This is a genomic window from Streptomyces flavofungini (genome assembly GCF_014650815.1).
In the GTDB taxonomy this organism is placed as follows: domain Bacteria; phylum Actinomycetota; class Actinomycetes; order Streptomycetales; family Streptomycetaceae; genus Streptomyces; species Streptomyces flavofungini.
Genome location: NZ_BMVR01000020.1, coordinates 94455 through 112445, shown reverse-complemented (window position 1 = coordinate 112445; position 17991 = coordinate 94455). Strand labels below are relative to the sequence as shown.

The 17991-nt window shown below is 69.4% G+C and carries 15 protein-coding genes and 1 riboswitch; of the genes, 12 read left to right on the top strand and 3 right to left on the bottom strand.

Translation table 11 applies throughout. The annotated features are described in order from the left end of the window. Positions 1-161 precede the first annotated feature (161 nt). From clsA to IE274_RS35790, 10 genes are all read left to right on the top strand, one after another. Positions 162-770: a cardiolipin synthase ClsA gene (clsA, locus tag IE274_RS35835; RefSeq protein WP_190120119.1), complete on the top strand. Its 609-nt coding sequence runs from the start codon at positions 162-164 to the stop codon at positions 768-770. 112 nt (positions 771-882) lie between these two features. Beyond that, a complete protein-coding gene (locus IE274_RS35830; protein ID WP_190120118.1) occupies positions 883-3378 on the top strand; it encodes a mannose-1-phosphate guanyltransferase in 2496 nt (831 codons plus the stop codon). 89 nt (positions 3379-3467) lie between these two features. Next, entirely contained in the window at positions 3468-4367 is a 900-nt protein-coding gene (locus tag IE274_RS35825; protein ID WP_190120117.1) for a DUF881 domain-containing protein, read from the top strand. After that, positions 4364-4696 (top strand): small basic family protein, encoded by a 333-nt coding sequence (locus IE274_RS35820; protein ID WP_003988855.1) that lies wholly within the window; start codon positions 4364-4366, stop codon positions 4694-4696. The genes IE274_RS35825 and IE274_RS35820 overlap by 4 nt, the downstream gene beginning before the upstream one ends. 14 nt (positions 4697-4710) lie before the next feature. Beyond that, a complete protein-coding gene (locus tag IE274_RS35815) occupies positions 4711-5559 on the top strand; it encodes a DUF881 domain-containing protein (RefSeq protein ID WP_190120116.1) in 849 nt (282 codons plus the stop codon). Positions 5560-5698: 139 nt separating this feature from the next. Continuing rightward, positions 5699-6583 (top strand): double zinc ribbon and FHA domain-containing protein, encoded by an 885-nt coding sequence (locus IE274_RS40490; protein WP_372447256.1) that lies wholly within the window; start codon positions 5699-5701, stop codon positions 6581-6583. Between the two features lie 42 nt (positions 6584-6625). Next, a complete protein-coding gene (gene ftsR, locus IE274_RS35805; RefSeq protein ID WP_190120114.1) occupies positions 6626-7369 on the top strand; it encodes a transcriptional regulator FtsR in 744 nt (247 codons plus the stop codon). A 53-nt stretch (positions 7370-7422) separates the two neighbouring features. Beyond that, positions 7423-7896, top strand: coding sequence for a bifunctional nuclease family protein (locus IE274_RS35800; RefSeq protein WP_005475662.1), 474 nt, complete (start codon positions 7423-7425; stop codon positions 7894-7896). Positions 7897-8143: 247 nt separating this feature from the next. Beyond that, positions 8144-8773, top strand: coding sequence for a MerR family transcriptional regulator (locus tag IE274_RS35795; RefSeq protein WP_190120113.1), 630 nt, complete (start codon positions 8144-8146; stop codon positions 8771-8773). 92 nt (positions 8774-8865) lie between these two features. Then, the gene (locus IE274_RS35790) at positions 8866-10557 is read left to right on the top strand and encodes a DNA polymerase IV (RefSeq protein ID WP_190120112.1); all 1692 of its coding nucleotides are present in this window, start codon (positions 8866-8868) and stop codon (positions 10555-10557) included. Positions 10558-10957: 400 nt separating this feature from the next. Here IE274_RS35790 and IE274_RS35785 read toward each other — a convergent pair whose 3' ends face one another. Further along, positions 10958-11320, bottom strand: coding sequence for a PRC-barrel domain-containing protein (locus tag IE274_RS35785; RefSeq protein WP_190120111.1), 363 nt, complete (start codon positions 11318-11320; stop codon positions 10958-10960). 206 nt (positions 11321-11526) lie between these two features. Next, a riboswitch (glycine riboswitch) is annotated at positions 11527-11624 on the top strand. 188 nt (positions 11625-11812) lie between these two features. On the opposite strand from IE274_RS35785, the gene gcvP reads away from it, so the two are divergent. After that, entirely contained in the window at positions 11813-14701 is a 2889-nt protein-coding gene (gcvP, locus tag IE274_RS35780) for an aminomethyl-transferring glycine dehydrogenase (protein WP_190120110.1), read from the top strand. A gap of 111 nt (positions 14702-14812) precedes the next feature. Here gcvP and IE274_RS35775 read toward each other — a convergent pair whose 3' ends face one another. Beyond that, positions 14813-15019: a DUF5999 family protein gene (locus IE274_RS35775; RefSeq protein ID WP_190120131.1), complete on the bottom strand. Its 207-nt coding sequence runs from the start codon at positions 15017-15019 to the stop codon at positions 14813-14815. Positions 15020-15377: 358 nt separating this feature from the next. Beyond that, positions 15378-15962, bottom strand: a complete 585-nt coding sequence (locus IE274_RS35770) for a hypothetical protein (RefSeq protein ID WP_190120109.1) — start codon at positions 15960-15962, stop codon at positions 15378-15380. Positions 15963-16445: 483 nt separating this feature from the next. Here IE274_RS35770 and IE274_RS35765 point away from each other — a divergent pair, with 483 nt between their 5' ends. Continuing rightward, positions 16446-17966 (top strand): glutamate-cysteine ligase family protein, encoded by a 1521-nt coding sequence (locus IE274_RS35765; protein ID WP_190120108.1) that lies wholly within the window; start codon positions 16446-16448, stop codon positions 17964-17966. The last annotated feature ends 25 nt before the right edge of the window (positions 17967-17991 follow it).

Below are 17991 nucleotides of genomic sequence, written 5' to 3'. Positions count from 1 at the left end.
ATTTGATAGAGAGCTGGTCCCTGAACTTCGGTTCAGGGACCAGCTCTTTTTTGTTTCCTGGACCTTTTCCGGTGCCGCGCCACCCCCTCTGCACAGCCATCTGACAACTGACGGTAAGGTCAGGGGGCATCATTGGCTCGTTCCCCACAGGAGGCCCCCGGGTGGAGGTCCAGGAGACTCGCGTCCAGACGGACCGGGTCCTCACCATCCCGAACATCCTCAGCATGGCGCGTCTCGTCGGCGTACCCGTCTTCCTGTGGCTGATCCTCAGGCCGGAGTTCGGCGGGCCGAACAGCGACGGCTGGGCGCTGCTCGTACTCGCGCTGAGCGGCGTCAGTGACTATCTCGACGGCAAACTGGCGCGACGATGGAACCAGATCAGCAACCTGGGCCGGCTCCTCGACCCGGCAGCCGATCGGCTCTATATCCTGTCGACGCTGGTGGGCCTCACCTGGCGGGGGATTCTTCCGCTGTGGCTGACTTCGCTGCTACTGCTGCGCGAACTGGTTCTGCTGGTGATGGTCTGGATCCTCCGGCGGCACGGCTATCCGCCGCCGCAGGTGAACTTCCTCGGCAAGGCCGCCACCTTCAACCTGATGTACGCCTTTCCACTACTGCTGCTCAGTGACGGAACTGGCTGGATCCATACACTCGCTGCTATTTTCGGATGGGCGTTCGCCGGATGGGGTACAACGCTGTACTGGTGGGCAGGGATCCTCTACGTGGTTCAGGTCCGCCGACTTGTCAAGACGGATGCCATGGCCGATTGAGCCCGTCAAAATGACGGGTGGGGCGGCCGGAAGGCTCGTACCTGAGTGAACGGGCTAATCCTGGCAGGCTGAGTCGGCTAGATCGTCGTCTATCAAGGAGGACGTTTCCGACATGAAGGCCGTCGTGATGGCTGGGGGCGAAGGCACGCGCCTGCGCCCCATGACCTCGAGCATGCCCAAGCCGCTCCTGCCGGTGGCCAACCGGCCGATCATGGAGCATGTGCTGCGCCTGCTGAAGAAGCATGGGCTCACCGAGACCGTAGTGACAGTCCAGTTCCTGGCGTCGCTCGTCAAGAATTACTTCGGCGACGGTGAAGAGCTCGGGATGGAGCTGACCTATGCCAATGAGGAGAAGCCACTCGGCACCGCCGGCAGCGTGAAGAACGCTGAGGAGGCCCTGAAGGATGATGCTTTTGTCGTCATCTCCGGCGACGCTCTGACCGACTTCGACCTCACCGATCTGATCCGCTTCCACAAGGAGAAAGGCGCGCTTGTCACCGTCTGTCTGACACGCGTTCCCAATCCGCTGGAATTCGGCATCACCATCGTCGACGAAGAAGGCAAGGTCGAACGTTTCCTGGAGAAGCCGACCTGGGGGCAGGTCTTCTCCGACACCGTGAACACCGGCATCTACGTCATGGAGCCCGAGGTCTTCGACTATGTCGAGGCCGATGTGCCGGTCGACTGGTCGGGTGACGTCTTCCCGCAGCTCATGAAGGAAGGCAAGCCCATCTACGGCTACATCGCCGAGGGCTACTGGGAGGACGTCGGCACCCACGAGAGCTACGTGAAGGCTCAGGCGGACGTGCTGGAGGGCAAGGTCGACGTCGAACTCGACGGCTTCGAGATCTCGCCCGGCGTATGGGTCGCCGAAGGCGCCGAAGTGCATCCCGATGCCGTGCTCCGCGGCCCGCTGTACGTCGGGGACTACGCGAAGATCGAAGCGGACGCCGAAATCCGTGAGCACACCGTCGTCGGCTCGAACGTCGTCGTGAAGAGCGGAGCCTTCCTGCACAAGGCGGTCGTGCACGACAACGTCTACATCGGGCAGCACAGCAATCTGAGAGGCTGCGTCGTCGGCAAGAACACCGACATCATGCGGGCCGCCCGCATCGAGGACGGCGCCGTCATCGGCGACGAATGCCTCGTCGGTGAAGAATCGATCATTCAGGGCAACGTGCGGGTCTACCCGTTCAAGACGATCGAGGCCGGCGCGTTCGTCAATACCTCGGTCATCTGGGAGTCCCGCGGACAGGCGCACCTCTTCGGCGCGCGCGGCGTCTCCGGCATCCTGAACGTGGAGATCACACCGGAACTCGCCGTACGGCTCGCCGGAGCGTACGCGACGACGCTCAAGAAGGGCTCCACCGTCACCACGGCACGTGACCACTCCCGTGGTGCGCGGGCACTGAAGCGGGCGGTGATCTCCGCCCTCCAGGCCAGTGCCATCGACGTACGCGACCTGGAGAACGTGCCGCTGCCGGTCGCGCGGCAGCAGACGGCGCGTGGCAGTGCCGGTGGGATCATGATCCGTACGACGACGGGGGTGCCGGACTCCGTCGACATCATGTTCTTCGACGGGCGCGGGGCGGACCTTTCGCAGGCGAGCCAGCGGAAGCTCGACCGGGTGTACGCGCGCCAGGAGTACCGGCGCGCGTTCCCCGGCGAGATCGGGGACCTGCACTTCCCGGCCAGCGTCTTCGACTCCTACACCGGGTCGCTGCTGCGCAACGTCGATACGACGGGGATCGCCGAGTCGGAGCTCAAGGTCGTCGTGGACGCGTCCAACGGCAGCGCCGGGCTCGTCCTGCCCAGCCTCCTCGGGAAGCTCGGCGTCGACGCCCTGACGATCAACCCCGGGCTCGACGAGTCGCGGCCCACCGAGTCCGCCGACGCACGCCGGTCCGGTCTGATGCGGCTCGGTGAGATCGTGGCGTCGGCGCGCGCGGCCTTCGGGGTGCGGTTCGACCCCGTGGGCGAGCGGCTTTCGCTCGTCGACGAGAAGGGGCGGATCGTCGAGGACGACCGGGCCCTGCTGGTGATGCTGGACCTGGTGGCCGCTGAGCGGCGCAGCGGCCGGGTGGCGCTGCCGGTGACCACGACACGTATCGCCGAGCAGGTCGCCGCTTACCACGGCACCCAGGTGGAGTGGACGACGACGTCACCGGACGATCTGACCCGCGTCGGACGCGGTGATTCCACCGTCTTCGGCGGCGACGGGCGTGGTGGGTTCATCGTGCCCGAGTTCAGCAGCGTCTTCGACGGCACGGCGGCCTTCGTACGGCTCATCGGGCTCGTGGCGCGCACGCAGCTCACGCTCAGCCAGATCGACGCCAGGATTCCGCGTGCGCACGTCCTGCGGCGCGATCTGGCTACTCCGTGGGCCGTCAAGGGTCTCGTGATGCGGCATGTCGTCGAGGCCGCGGGCGAGCGGTCCGTGGACACGACGGACGGGGTACGGGTCGTGGAGGCCGACGGACGTTGGGTTCTCGTACTGCCCGACCCCGCGGAGGCCGTCACACACCTGTGGGCCGAGGGGCCCGACGACGCGTCCGCCCAGGCGCTGCTCGACGAGTGGGCCGCGGTGGTGGACAGCGCCGGACACTGATGGCGCAAATGTGCCGGACAGCACCCGTAAGTGGTGCTGTCCGGCACGCCGGTGGGGCCGTTCGGAGGTAGTGCCCGCGACGTGCGACGATGTGCGGCATGCCGCAGCAGCCCCCCGTTCGGAGCACCGTCTCGCGCCCCCGGCGCCCGGACGCCTCCATGTCGCTGCTCACCACCGTCATGGACCACAGCCTGGACGAGGGGTACGCGGAAGCCGCCGCCCGCAAGAGGGAAACCGGCACAGGTGGAGTCCCCAAGACGCTGCGGGCCAAGCTGGGGCTCGCGGTCGGTCTGGTGCTCGCCGCGCTCGTGGTGACCGTGGGTGCGGCGCAGGCGCGGATAGCGGCGCCGGAGCTGGCCAAGGAGCGCTCCGAGCTGATCGAACGAGTCGAGTCGGCGACCGCGGACGCGGACAAGCTCGAGGACGAGGTCGACGATCTGCGCGGCGATGTGAGTGCGCGTCAGCGGGCCGCCCTGGAGAAACACGGCGGCGGCCGGGCCGAGTTGGTGTCGCTGCTGTCCGGCGCGACGGAAGTGCACGGGCCGGGTGTGAAGCTCGTGATCGACGACAAGAAGGAAGCCGACCAGGGCGGTGGCGGGCCCCGGGAGAGCTCGGGGTTCTCCGACAACGGCCGGGTGCGGGACCGCGACATGCAGCGCGTCGTCAACGGCCTGTGGGAGTCGGGCGCGGAAGCCATCGCGATCAACGATCAGCGGCTGACCGCGCTGTCGGCGATCAGGGCGGCCGGTGACGCGATACTGGTCGACAACAGGCCGCTGGTGCCGCCGTATACGGTGCTCGCGGTGGGCGACGGGCAGAAGCTGAGCACGAGGTTCCAGAACAGCGTGGACGGCCAGTATCTGCACGGTCTGCAGGAGAACTTCGGCGTCCGGACCAGCATTTCCGCGATGGACGACGTCCGGCTCCCGGCCGCGCCCAGTGTGACCGTACGAACAGCAGAGCCGAAAGCAGGAAAGGGCACATCGTGATCGCCGTACTGGGCCTCGTCGTGGGAGTCGTGGCCGGATTGTTGGTCCGGCCCGAGGTTCCGGCGGTGGTCGAGCCGTATCTTCCGATCGCCGTGGTGGCCGCGCTCGACGCGGTGTTCGGCGGTCTGCGCGCGATGCTCGACGGCATCTTCGACGACAAGGTCTTCGTGGTGTCGTTCCTGTCGAACGTGGTGGTGGCCGCGCTGATCGTCTTCCTGGGCGACAAGCTGGGCGTCGGCGCCCAGCTGTCCACCGGTGTCGTCGTGGTCCTCGGCATCCGGATCTTCTCCAACGCCGCGGCGATCCGCCGGCACGTCTTCAGGGCGTGACGGCGATGAGTCCCATGAACCCCATGAACAGGGAGAACCCGCCCGAGGACGGCAGGCGCAGGGAACTGCCCGCCGAGGTCCCGGTGACGCCCGGCACGGCCGCTGACGGGGCGCCGGGGAAGCCGAGCGGGGACACCACCCTGACCGGCCGTCAGAGGCTCGTACAGGGGATCTGGCCGCCGCGCCTGACGCGGGCGCAACTCATCGTCGCCCTGCTGTTGTTCGTTCTCGGCCTGGGGCTCGCCATCCAGGTGCGGTCCACCAACGACAGCAGCGCGCTGCGCGGAGCACGGCAGGAAGATCTTGTCCGTATTCTCGATGAACTGGATGACCGAACTCAGCGTCTGGAAGATGAGAAGCGGAGACTGGAGGAACAGCGCACCGGTCTCGAGAACAGCTCGGACCAGGCCGAGGAGGCCCGCAAGCAGACGGTCGAGAGAGAACGACAGCTCGGCATTCTGGCGGGCACCGTGGCGGCGCAGGGCCCCGGCATCACGCTGACCATCGACGACAAGAAGGGGACGGTTGAGGCTGACATGCTGCTCGACGCCATCCAGGAGTTGCGCGCCGCCGGTGCGGAGGCCATCCAGGTCAATGACGTCAGGGTGGTGGCCAGCACCCATCTGTCGGATGCGACGGGCGGCGGTGTGCGCGTGGACGGCCGGAAGGTCTCCGCGCCCTACCGCTTCAAGGTCATCGGCAAGCCGCAGGACCTGGAGCCGGCACTGAACATCCCCGGAGGGGTGGTGCAGACTCTGGAGAAGGAGCAGGCCACGGTCACTGTCGCACGTACGGAGAAGATCGTCGTGGATGCCTTGCGACCGGCGAAGCGGCCTGACTACGCTCGGTCGTCCTCCCAGTGAGCCGGGAGCGCATGGGGGCCGTTGGTCCAGGGCATGAGGTTGCGGGGGGTCGGCGCACCGCAGACGGGGTGCGTGGTGGAAACTGTTTGGCGGCTACGGACGTTGTGAGGATGTCGGTAGTACCGCGGTATGACGGTGTGTGCAATCAGGGTTCGTCCTGCCCCACGGGCGGGTCTGTTTCGGTCAAGGGGAATCGCCCGTGAAGTTGTTTGCGAAGTTGTTCGGCAAGAGCGCACGTGAAGACGCCCGTCATCGTGCGCCGCGCGCTGGAGACGTGCCGGAGACACAGGTGGGCGAGCGCCCGCTGTTCCGGGACCAGGTCGGCGGAGACATTTCGGGCGGACAGGGCGCGTCGTCTGTTGACCCTGCCAGTTCCGGCCGCATAGGTTTCGGGGAACCGTCAACCTCAAGTACGGGTGGAGGGTTTACCCCCGACCCGTACGCGTCCAATGCCCCTGCGGGGCAGCCGCGGCAGGAGGATCCGTCCATGTCGGCCCTGGTGTGTACGAGGTGCGGGAACCGCAACGCGCAGGCGAGCCGGTTCTGTTCCAACTGCGGTGCGCCGCTGCGGGCCGGAGCGGTCGCCGAGCGTCCGTCCGAGACCACTTCGACGATCTCCATCTCCGGACTCGAGGCCTACGACGCCGAGGTCACCGGACAGACGCTGTCCCCGGCGCTCTCGCCCGAGGCGCAGGCGGCCGTGGACGCGCTGCCGCTCGGCTCGGCGCTCCTCGTGGTGCGGCGCGGCCCGAACTCGGGCAGCCGCTTCCTCCTGGACGGCGAGCTGACGACGGCGGGGCGCCACCCGCAGAGCGACATCTTCCTGGACGACGTGACCGTGTCGCGCCGCCACGTGGAGTTCCGTCGCCTCGCGGACGGCTCCTTCACCGTCGCCGACGTGGGCAGCCTCAACGGCACGTACGTGAACCGGGAGCGGATCGACTCCGTCGCGCTGTCCAACGGCGACGAGGTGCAGATCGGCAAGTACCGGCTGGTCTTCTACGCGAGCCAGCGGGGCATCTGACCCTCCCCCAGACTCCGTCTGGGGGGACCCCAGGGAAGGTCCATGCTGCACACAACGAGGGGCGGTGCCGGAAGCGGCACCGCCGCCGCGGACCAACGGCTGATGAGCATCGGCACCGTGCTGAACGTGCTGCGTGACGAATTTCCCGAGGTCACCATCTCCAAGATCAGGTTCTTGGAGTCCGAAGGGCTTATCGAGCCGCAGCGCACACCGTCCGGCTACCGCAAGTTCAGCCCGGACGACGTCGAGCGGCTCGGTTACGTCCTGCGGATGCAGCGCGACCACTACCTGCCGCTCAAAGTGATCCGTGAGCAGCTCGACGCCACGGAGCCCGGTGGGGTACCCGCCGTACCCGCTCCTGGGCAGTCGCCCGAGTCTGCTGACAGCGAATTCCCGGAGGCCGACGAGGAGCGCACCGCGGCGCGGCTGGGGCGGGACACCCTGCTGGCCGCCGCCGAGGCCGACGAGCGGCAGCTCGCCGAGTGGGAGACGTACGGCCTGATCGCGCCCCTGCCCGACGGGAGCTACGACGCGGACGCCGTGACGGTGGCCGCGCTGGTCGTCGAACTCGGTCGATTCGGTATCGAACCCCGCCATCTGCGGGCCATGAAAGCGGCCGCCGACCGGGAGGCGGGCCTCGTCGACCAAGTCGTCGCGCCGCTGCGCAGGCACCGCAATCCGCAGACCAGGGCCCATGCGGAAGCCCGTACGAAGGAGCTCGCGGGGCTCACGGGCAGGCTGCACGCGGCGCTCGTGCACAGTGCCCTCGGCGTCCGGGTGCGCTGACCCGATCGGTGCCCGACTACCCAAACCTGCCGGGCACGTCCTAGGGTTGCTGTGTGAACGAGCTCGACGTCGTAGGTGTCCGGGTCGAAATGCCCTCCAACCAGCCGATCGTGCTCCTGCGTGAAGTGGGAGGCGACCGGTACCTCCCCATCTGGATCGGACCAGGGGAGGCGACCGCCATCGCCTTCGCACAGCAGGGCATGGCGCCCGCACGGCCGCTGACGCACGACCTGTTCAAGGACGTGCTGGAGGCTGTCGGCCAGGAGCTCACCGAAGTACGCATCACCGACCTGCGTGAAGGCGTGTTCTACGCCGAGCTGGTCTTCGCCAGCGGAGTCGAGGTGAGCGCGCGGCCCTCCGACGCCATAGCGCTGGCGCTGCGCACCGGGACGCCGATCTTCGGCAGTGACGGGGTGCTCGACGACGCCGGGATCGCCATTCCGGACGAGCAGGAGGACGAGGTGGAGAAGTTCCGCGAGTTCCTCGACCAGATCTCGCCCGAGGACTTCGGCACCAACAGCCAGTGAGCCGTCGGCGGCGGCGGATCGGGCGCCTCGGTCGGCCGTCGACAGCCGGTGGATCGGCGTCGTACATCAGCCGGTAGGACCTCTCCGGGAGGCCGTCTCCGGATCATTCGGCTAGCCTTTCCCCGCAGTGTGGGAGGGGAAACCACTCGCAGGGTGATTATCACCCGGCGTGCCGAGTGTGGCGTTCGTTGACGAGCCCCTGGTGACTGCCTACCGTCGAGGAGGCAGGTCAAGGACGGAGGTCGGCGTGAGAAGCAGCGGCGACGGCACAGCGGTGGGCGGTCCGTACCCGCATCACAGCAGCTCGGCCGATCACTCTCCGAAACGCCCGGTGGCAGTGCCCGGCGGTACCTCCGGACCGGAAGGTCAGGAGAGCCCCGAGCAGGACCGGGTCGGATATCGGGGGCCCACGGCGTGCGCCGCCGCGGGCATTACGTACCGCCAGTTGGACTACTGGGCGCGGACCGGGCTCGTCGAGCCCAGTGTGCGCGCGGCCGGTGGCTCCGGGACCCAGCGGCTCTATAGCTTCCGTGACGTGGTCGTTCTGAAGATCGTGAAGCGGTTCCTCGACACCGGGGTCTCGCTGCAGAACATCCGCACCACGGTCCAGCATCTGCGCGACAGCGGATTCCGGGACCTGGAGCGCACCACGCTGATGAGCGACGGGGCGACGGTCTACGAGTGCACCTCGCCCGCCGAGGTGCACGATCTGCTCCAGGGCGGACAGGGCGTCTTCGGGATCGCCGTGGGCGTCGTGTGGCGCGATGTGGAGGCGGCTCTGTCGCAGCTCCACGGGGAGCGCATCGACACCGGGGAGACACTGGTGGGGAACCATCCCGGGGACGAGCTCGCGAGGCGGCGCAACCGGGCCGTGTGAGGCGGTCGGCGGCGTTCCTCGGTGGTCCTGGCGGGGCCCCTGCGCCTGGTGGCTCAGGGGCATTGTCAGTGGCGTAGGGCAGCATCGGAGATGTGAGGACCGCGCCGACGATTCTGCATCTCGACATGGACGCCTTCTACGCGTCCGCCGAGCAGGCTGCCAAGCCGAGCCTGCGGGGCAAGGCTGTCGTCGTGGGCGGGCTCGGTCCGCGCGGTGTGGTCGCCACCGCCTCCTACGAGGCACGGCGGTTCGGGGTGCATTCGGCGATGCCCATGGGGCAGGCGCGGCGGCTCGCGCCGAACGCCGCGTATCTCGTGCCCCGGTTCTCGTTCTACCGGTCGATCAGCGAGCAGGTGATGCGGCTCCTGCGGGAGTTGTCGCCGCTGGTGGAGCCGCTGAGCCTGGACGAGGCCTTCGTGGACCTGGAAGCGGGTGGCGTCGCGGCGGACGAGGCGGCGGCGCGGGCCGTGGGGGAGCGGCTGCGGGCGGACATCCTGCGGGTCACGGGGCTGACCGGGTCCGTGGGGCTCGCCGCGTCCAAGATGCTGGCGAAGATCGCCTCCGAGGAGGCCAAGCCGGACGGGCTCGTGCTGATATCGCCGGGTACGGAGCGGGAACTGCTCGCGCCCATGACCGTGCGGACGCTGCCCGGGGTGGGGCCCGCCACCGGCGACCATCTCCGGCGGGCCGGGATCACCACCGTCGGGGAGCTGGCCGAAGCCGGGGAGGACGAGCTCGTACGGCTCCTGGGAAAGGCTCACGGCGGGTCGCTGTACGCGATGGCGCTGGCGCAGGACGAGCGGCCCGTGGTGGCCGAGCGGGACACCAAGTCGGTCAGCGTGGAGGACACGTACGACGTGGACATCCACGACCGGGTGCGGGTCCGCATGGAGGTGGCCCGGCTGGCCGACCGGTGCGTGCAGCGGCTGCGGGACGCGGGGCACTCCGGGCGGACCATCGTGCTGAAGGTCCGCCGCTTCGACTTCTCCACGCTGACCCGGTCCGAGACGCTGCGCGGGCCCACGGACGACCCCGGTGTGGTGCGCGAGGCGGCCGCGCGGCTCCTCGAGTCCGTGGACACCACGGGTGGGGTGCGGTTGCTGGGGGTCGGGGTGAGCGGGCTGGCCGACTACACGCAGGAGGATTTGTTCGCGCAGGCGCAGGCGCAGGTTGACGCGGCGGCGCAGGCCGACGCTGCGGCGGGTGCGGGTGCGGGTGCGGGTGCGGGTGCGGGTGCTGGTGCTGGTGGGGAGGGTGTGATGGCTCAGGCGGGGGCTGGGGTGGGCGTGGTCGCCGGTTTGGGGACTCAGACGGAGGCGGGGCCTGAGGTGGGGGAATGGGGCGGGCGTGAGATGGCGGACGGTGGCATGCGGGGTGAGGGCGCGGTCGGGGGCGCGGCTTGTGGTGCGGGGAGCGGTGGTGTGGTGCCTGGTGGCGGGTTTGGTGGTGGGGCGCCCGGCAGTGAGGCGTCTGGGGGTGGTGATGCCGGTGGTGGGGAGTCTGTGGCTTTGGCTGAGCGCAGGTGGTCGGCCGGGCATGACGTGCGGCACGCGGTGCACGGGGCGGGGTGGGTACAGGGGAGTGGGCTGGGGCGGGTGACGGTCCGGTTCGAGACGCCGGGGTCGGTGCCAGGGCGGGTGCGGACGTTTCGGACGGACGATCCGGAGCTGGAGCTGTCGGATCCGGTGCCGTTGGTGGCGGCGGACGTGGGGGTGGCAGGTGTCGTGGAGGACGAGGGTGTGGCGGCTGTCGGGCAGGCCGGAGGTGCTGGGGCTGCTGAGTAGCCCGAGGTCGCGGAGAGTGCCGGAGAAGGCCGAACCGTTGGGGGCGCCGGGCAGGCCGGGGAATCCGGGGCCATGGAGGACAGGTCGGGCTGGCCGAGCAGCCAGGAGCACCAGGAACCCTGAAGTCGCCTACCACACCTGAGCGGCCGCGAGCGAGCACCGGAGACTCTGCGGACTCCTCGACCTGCGCGAGCATCGCGACCTGCGCGTACGAGTACGTCGCGAATGCCCAAGCAGGAGTAGCCGCCCGGTCAGCCTGAGGGCGCCCGTAGGCGGGGCAAGGCCGGGGTGGGCCGGGATGGGCCGGAGTGAGCCGCGGTGGGCCGGAGCGAGCCAGGGTGGGCGGGAATAGGTATGAATGAGCCGGAGTGGGAGGGAAACGGAAGCTTCGGGCCCTTGGCTACGTTGCCGTGTGGCCGAAGTCGGTGTCCGGCGGAGGCGGGGGTGGGGCCAGGTCGAGGCCGTAGTGGCGGTAGAGCTGGAGTTCCTGTTCGGGGGAGAGGTGGCGGCCTACGCCGAAGTCCGGGGCGTCCTTGATGAGGGCGCGCTCGAAGGGGACCCGGAGGGTGCCGTCGTTGATCAGCTCGCTGGGTTCCAGGGGGACGAAGGCATCCCGGCTGAACAGCCCTGTTCGTATGGCCGCCCACTCCGGCGCACCGGTGGCATCGTCGAGATAGACCTCGTCGACGGTGCCGATCTTGGCCCCGTTGCGGTCGAACGCCTTGCGGCCGATCAGGTTGCGCGGATCGATGTCGGTCTGCACGGGCCCTCCAACTGGTCGCGAGTCGTTCGTGCTCGTGCCTGCTTATGGGTTCTTACAGGTGCTTGTGGCTGCTTGTGCCTGGTTGTGCGTGCTCGTGCTCACTCGTTCGGGATTTTGCTTGTCATCACTACGAAAGAGCACATCGGGGCGGGCGGCCACTCGAGGGATCGGCCGCGGTCCTCGCTGGTAGGCTGGCCAGTGACTATTGACCCCGTGCGGGAGAGCTCTTCGGTGGCAGCACCGGAGGCGCCGAAGGAGCAACTCCTCCCCGGAATCTCTCAGGCCCATGTACCGCACGGACGAGGTCACTCTGGAAAGCAGGGCGGGCGTCGGGCGGGCACGTTCGGAACCCTTCCTCACCGACGGTGAAAGCAGCGCTGCCCTAGGGCGGAGCTGTGAAGCTCTCAGGTTGAGATGACAGAGGGGGAGGCCGTCCGGGTACCCGCGCCGTGGTGCCCCTCGCAGGTCGTGTCAGACCAGGAGGCCTCCGCAATGACCGCCACTCCTCGTACTCCGCTCGCGCAGCTGGAGCAGGGAATCCCCTTCGAACAGCGGCACATCGGACCCGATGCAGAAGCCCGCGCCAAGATGCTCGCCCAGGTCGGGTACGGCTCGCTCGACGAGCTGACGGCCGCCGCGGTGCCGGATGTGATCAAGAACGCCGATGCCCTGGAGCTGCCCGGCGCGCGGAGCGAGGCCGAGGTCCTGGCCGAGCTGCGCTCCCTGGCCGACCGCAACCAGGTGCTCGACTCGATGATCGGGCTCGGCTACTACGGCACGTTCACGCCGCCGGTGATCCTGCGGAACGTGATGGAGAACCCGGCCTGGTACACGGCGTACACGCCCTACCAGCCGGAGATCTCGCAGGGCCGCCTCGAAGCGCTCCTGAACTTCCAGACCGTCGTCGCCGACCTGACCGGACTGCCCACCTCCGGCGCCTCCCTGCTCGACGAGGGCACCGCCGCCGCCGAGGCCATGGCGCTCTCCCGGCGCCTGGGCAAGGTCAAGAACGGCGTCTTCCTCATCGACGCCGACGTGCTGCCGCAGACCGTCGCCGTGATCCAGACCCGGGCCGAGCCGACCGGTGTCGAGGTCGTCGTCGCGGACCTCTCGGACGGCATCCCGGCGGACGTCGCCGAGCGCGGCGTGGTCGGCGTGCTGCTCCAGTACCCGGGCGCCTCCGGTGCCGTACGGGACATCAAGGCGCTCATCGACCAGGCTCATGACCTCGGCGCAATCGTTTCTGTGGCCGCCGACCTGCTGGCGCTCACGCTGCTCACCTCGCCCGGTGAGCTCGGCGCGGACATCGCCGTCGGCACCACCCAGCGCTTCGGCGTGCCGATGGGCTTCGGCGGCCCGCACGCCGGCTACATGGCGGTCCGCGAGAAGTTCGCGCGCAGCCTGCCCGGCCGCCTCGTGGGCGTCTCCGTCGACGCCGACGGCAACAAGGCCTACCGGCTCGCGCTGCAGACCCGTGAGCAGCACATCCGCCGTGAGAAGGCGACCAGCAACATCTGTACCGCGCAGGTGCTGCTCGCCGTCATGGCCGGTATGTACGCCGTCTACCACGGCCCCGAGGGCCTCAAGGCGATCGCGCGGCGCACCCACCGGTACGCGACGATCCTCGCCGCGGGCCTCAAGGCCGGGGGCGTCGAGGTCGTGCACGAGGCGTACTTCGACACGCTGACCGTCCGTGTACCGGGCAAGGCCGCCGACGTCGTGACCGCGGCCCGCGAAGGCGGCGTGAACATCCACCTCGTGGACGCCGACCAGGTGTCGTTCGCGTGCGACGAGACCACGACGCGGACGCAGCTCGCCGCGATCTGGACGGCGTTCGGCGTCGAGGCCGACGTCGAGGCGCTGGACGCCTCCGTCACCGACACGCTGCCCGCCGGGCTGCGGCGCTCCGACGAGTTCATGGCGCACCCGGTGTTCCACCAGTACCGCTCCGAGACCGCGATGCTGCGCTACCTGCGCCGCCTCGCCGACCGGGACTACGCCCTCGACCGCGGCATGATCCCGCTGGGCTCCTGCACCATGAAGCTCAACGCCACCACGGAGATGGAGCCGGTCACCTGGCCGGAGTTCGGCCAGCTCCACCCCTTCGCGCCCGCCCAGCAGGCGCAGGGCTATCTGACGCTGATCCGCGAGCTGGAGGAGCGGCTCGCCGAGGTCACCGGGTACGACAAGGTGTCGCTGCAGCCCAACGCCGGTTCGCAGGGCGAGCTCGCCGGACTGCTCGCGGTCCGCGGCTACCACCGTGCCAACGGCGACGACCAGCGCACCGTCTGCCTGATCCCGTCCTCCGCGCACGGCACCAACGCCGCCAGCGCCGTGATGGCCGGGATGAAGGTCGTCGTGGTGAAGACCGCCGACGACGGCGAGATCGACGTCGAGGACCTGCGGGCCAAGATCGAGCAGTACCGCGAGCAGCTCGCCGTCCTGATGATCACGTACCCGTCGACGCACGGCGTCTTCGAGGAGCACGTCGCCGACATCTGCGCGCAGGTGCACGAGGCCGGCGGCCAGGTCTACGTGGACGGCGCCAACCTCAACGCCCTGGTGGGCCTCGCCAAGCCCGGCCACTTCGGCGGCGACGTCTCGCACCTGAACCTGCACAAGACGTTCTGCATCCCGCACGGCGGCGGCGGCCCCGGCGTCGGCCCGGTGGCCGTGCGCGGGCACCTCGCCCCGTACCTGCCCAACCACCCGCTGCAGCCCGCCGCCGGCCCCGAGACGGGCGTCGGGCCCGTCTCGGCCGCGCCGTGGGGCTCCGCCGGCATCCTGCCGATCTCCTGGGCGTACGTACGCCTCATGGGCGGCGAAGGACTCAAGCGCGCCACGCAGGTCGCCGTGCTGTCGGCGAACTACATCGCCAAGCGCCTGGAGCCGCACTTCCCGGTGCTCTACACCGGCCCCGGCGGGCTCGTCGCGCACGAGTGCATCATCGACCTGCGGCCGCTGAGCAAGTCCACGGGCGTGAGCGTCGACGACATCGCCAAGCGGCTCATCGACTACGGATTCCACGCGCCGACCATGTCGTTCCCGGTCGCCGGCACGCTGATGATCGAGCCGACGGAGAGCGAGGACCTGGACGAGCTCGACCGGTTCTGCGCGGCGATGATCGCCATTCGCGGCGAGATCGAGAAGGTCGCGAGCGGCGAGTGGAGCGCCGACGACAACCCACTGCGCAACGCCCCGCACACCGCCGCCGCGCTCGGCGGCGACTGGGAGCACGCCTACAGCCGCGACGAGGCCGTGTTCCCGGCCGGTGTGGTGGCGGCTGACAAGTACTGGCCGCCGGTGCGCCGCATCGACCAGGCGTACGGCGACCGGAACCTGGTCTGCTCCTGCCCGCCGCTGGATGCGTACGAGGACTGAATACCCCGGCGCCGTGCGCGCGGTGTCGAGCGACCCGCGCGTGGCCGCACATGAGTCAGGGCCGGTTCGGACAGGATGTCCGGGCCGGCCCTTGTGTGCGTGGTGGACGGCTCAGGCGGCCGTCATCACCTGGCTGGTGGCCAGTGGCCGGTGCGGGGCAATGATCTCCCCGTTCGGCAGCAGCTCACCGGTGTCCTCGAAGAGCAGGACGCCGTTGCACAGCAGACTCCATCCCTGCTCCGGGTGGTGTGCCACGAGGAACGCGGCTTCCCGGTCGGCGGATTCGGCTGTCGGACACGGTGGCTGGTGCTGGCACATGGAAGGGTTCTTTCGCTGCGTGGTGATGGTCGTGACGTCCGTCTTGCGGCTCGATGCGGTGTTCATCGCCGCCCCCCGTTAATTTGTCGGTCCGGTCCAGTGTTGCCCTACGGGCGTCATTCCGCAGGGATTTTGCTGCAGCGGTTCCTACTGCTTAATGACGTATCACCCGCCCGGACGGTTCAGCCCAACTCCCCTGTCTCTTCGGGTGGTTCGTGGTAGCCGAAGTGGGCTAGTCCGGTTGGGCGGGGCGGACAGCGGGTGACAGGGCTCTGACCCGCAGCGACGGGGCCGTACGCAGCCGTGCCCCGCGGCCCGGGCGGGCGGCGGGGCACGGCAGAGCCCAGGGGTGGTGACGTCAGGCGGGCGAGCCCAGGAGCGGGGCCGGGGTCAGGCGGTGGGTGAGCACCGGGAGCAGGTCGGCGGCGCGGTGCGGGCGGTGGGCCGCGATGCCGGGGGGTGCGGGGGCGAGGGGCACCAGGAGGTCCGTGGGGGCGAGCGGGCCGCTCGCGCCGTCGTCCGTGCAGTCGGCGTGCAGCCACAGCGTGAGCATGTACAGCTCGGGCACGGAGAGCAGCCGGGGCTGGTAGGGCTTCGGCATCGACTCGGCGTGCCGCAGGGCCAGCTCGGCGGAGGCGATGTACGGACCTTCGCAGAAGTGCGAGAAGGCCCAGCCGTCCGGCGTGAGCATCGTGTCGGCGGCGGCGACCGCGTGCTCGCCGCAGCGGATCAGGAAGCGCCAGCCGGTGAGCCTGGTCGGGGACGTGCCCGTCGCCGTGACGTGGTCCAGCTCGTGGACCGGCAGCGGCAGTTCCGCGCTCGTGGGGCCCTGGGCGGCGCGCAGGGCCGGGGTACGGGCCCCGCGGACGGCGGTCGGGGAACCGAGGGCCGCGAGGACGCTGCGCAGGGCGGGCGCGGGAGCCGGGGGGACAGACAGGGGCATGGTGGGTCGCCTCTCTCATTCGACAGGCACAGTTGAGCGGGGGCAGGTGCGGACGGCGCTGTCAGCTCTGGGCCAGAGGGGCGGGGGCAGGGGGACCGCGAGCGCCAACTCTCTGCCTCAACCGCGGAGTTTATACGACGGGTGTTCAGAGAGTGTTTCGCCTAACCGCCCCGAATATCGCGGTCAAGTCGCTATCCGGTCACCCTGTTGGGGGTTTTCTCCCGATTCCGGATCACTTCCCGAGCGGTGACCTCGGCATTCCCCGCGGCCGCGGTCGGCTGATTCTCGTTGGTTTTCTCCACCACAACGTGCGGATCAAAAACCGCGCACTCCGTCATGCCTGGTGAATGTGCCGCGCGACAACTTCCCCCAGGGTACTGGTCCATGGTCCCGGGCGGGGCGTTATGGATCACATCGGCTGGGCATCATCCCCCGTACACAGTGGCCGGGCCGCCGGCGGCCGCTCCGAGGAGGGACGCTTCGATGGGCGAGAAGGTCGTGGCAGGAACGTTTGACCTGTCCGATCGACACCTGTACCGCAGCAAGCTCCGGACGTGCCTCGCGGCGCTGTCCCGGCTCCTCGAGGAGGGGCGGTTCGACCGGCCCAAGAATCTGATGGGCCTGGAGATAGAGCTGAATCTGGCGGGGCCCGACGGCATGCCGAGAATGATGAATGCGGAAGTTCTCGAACGCATCGCGAGTCGCGATTTCCAGACCGAGCTCGGAATGTTCAATCTGGAAGTGAATATTGCGCCGCACCGGTTGGGCGGCCGCGTTCTCGACCGGCTCGCCGAAGAGCTGCGCACGGGTCTCGCCTATGCGCACCGGAAAGCGAACGAGGTGGACGCGGGCATCGTGATGATCGGTATTCTGCCGACGCTCTCGCGCCAGGACCTGGTCTCCGCGAACCTCTCCGCCGTGGACCGCTACGTGCTGCTCAACGATCAGATCGTGGCGGCGCGCGGCGAGAGCTTCGTGCTCGACATCGAGGGCGTGGAGCGCCTCACGTGTACGTCCGCGTCGATCGCGCCGGAGGCGGCCTGCACGTCGGTGCAGCTGCACCTCCAGGTCACGCCGGGCAAGTTCGCCGACGTGTGGAACGCGGCCCAGTCCGTCGCTGCCGTGCAGGTCGCGGTGGGCGCCAACGCGCCGTTCCTGTTCGGCCGCGAGCTGTGGAGCGAGTCCAGGCCGCCGCTGTTCCTGCAGTCCACCGACACCCGGCCGCCCGAGCTCCAGGCGCAGGGGGTGCGGCCGCGCACCTGGTTCGGCGAGCGCTGGATCAGCAACGCGTACGAGCTCTTCGAGGAGAACCTGCGCTATTTCCCGGCCCTGATACCGCTGTGCGAGGACGAGGACCCACTGGGCGTGCTCGACGCCGGAGGCGTGCCGCAGCTCGCCGAACTCGCCCTCCACAACGGCACGGTGTACCGCTGGAACCGGCCGGTGTACGGCATCGCCGACGGCGTACCGCATCTGCGCGTGGAGAACCGGGTGCTGCCCGCGGGGCCCACGGTGACCGACGTGATCGCCAACGCCGCCTTCTACTACGGCGTGGTGCGGGCGCTCGCCGAGGAGGCGCGGCCGGTGTGGTCGCGGCTGCCGTTCGAGGCGGCGGCCCGCAACTTCGACACCGCCTGTCGCTACGGCATCGAGGCACAGCTGGAGTGGCCGCGCCGGGGCCGGTACGGGGGGACGACTCGCGTGGCCGCCGTCGACCTCGTACGCGACGAGTTGCTCCCGCTGGCCGCGGCCGGGCTCGACGCGTGGGGGGTGGAGGCGGCCGACCGGGACCTGTACCTCGGCGTGATCGAGGAGCGATGTCGCAGGCGGGTCAACGGAGCCTCCTGGCAGTCGGCGACCTACCACCGGGCCCTGGAGCGCGGCCTGGAGCGCGACGCGGCGCTCGCGGCCACCACGCGGCGCTACTGCGAGCTGATGCACACGGGCGAGCCGGTGCACACCTGGCCGGTGGGGCTGCCGGCACCGGCGTTGCCGCTGGGCTAGGGGGCGGGTCGGCAGGGGCCGCGTC

Bases quoted from the DNA above. Each gene is read 5' to 3' on its own strand.
- ftsR (WP_190120114.1), top strand. From the start codon at position 6,626: ATGCTGCACACAACGAGGGGCGGTGCCGGAAGCGGCACCGCCGCCGCG.
- IE274_RS35815 (WP_190120116.1), top strand. From the start codon at position 4,711: ATGAACCCCATGAACAGGGAGAACCCGCCCGAGGACGGCAGGCGCAGG.
- IE274_RS35830 (WP_190120118.1), top strand. From the start codon at position 883: ATGAAGGCCGTCGTGATGGCTGGGGGCGAAGGCACGCGCCTGCGCCCC.
- IE274_RS35765 (WP_190120108.1), top strand. From the start codon at position 16,446: ATGGGCGAGAAGGTCGTGGCAGGAACGTTTGACCTGTCCGATCGACAC.
- IE274_RS35775 (WP_190120131.1), bottom strand. From the start codon at position 15,019: ATGTGCCAGCACCAGCCACCGTGTCCGACAGCCGAATCCGCCGACCGG.
- gcvP (WP_190120110.1), top strand. From the start codon at position 11,813: ATGACCGCCACTCCTCGTACTCCGCTCGCGCAGCTGGAGCAGGGAATC.
- IE274_RS35825 (WP_190120117.1), top strand. From the start codon at position 3,468: ATGTGCGGCATGCCGCAGCAGCCCCCCGTTCGGAGCACCGTCTCGCGC.
- IE274_RS35770 (WP_190120109.1), bottom strand. From the start codon at position 15,962: ATGCCCCTGTCTGTCCCCCCGGCTCCCGCGCCCGCCCTGCGCAGCGTC.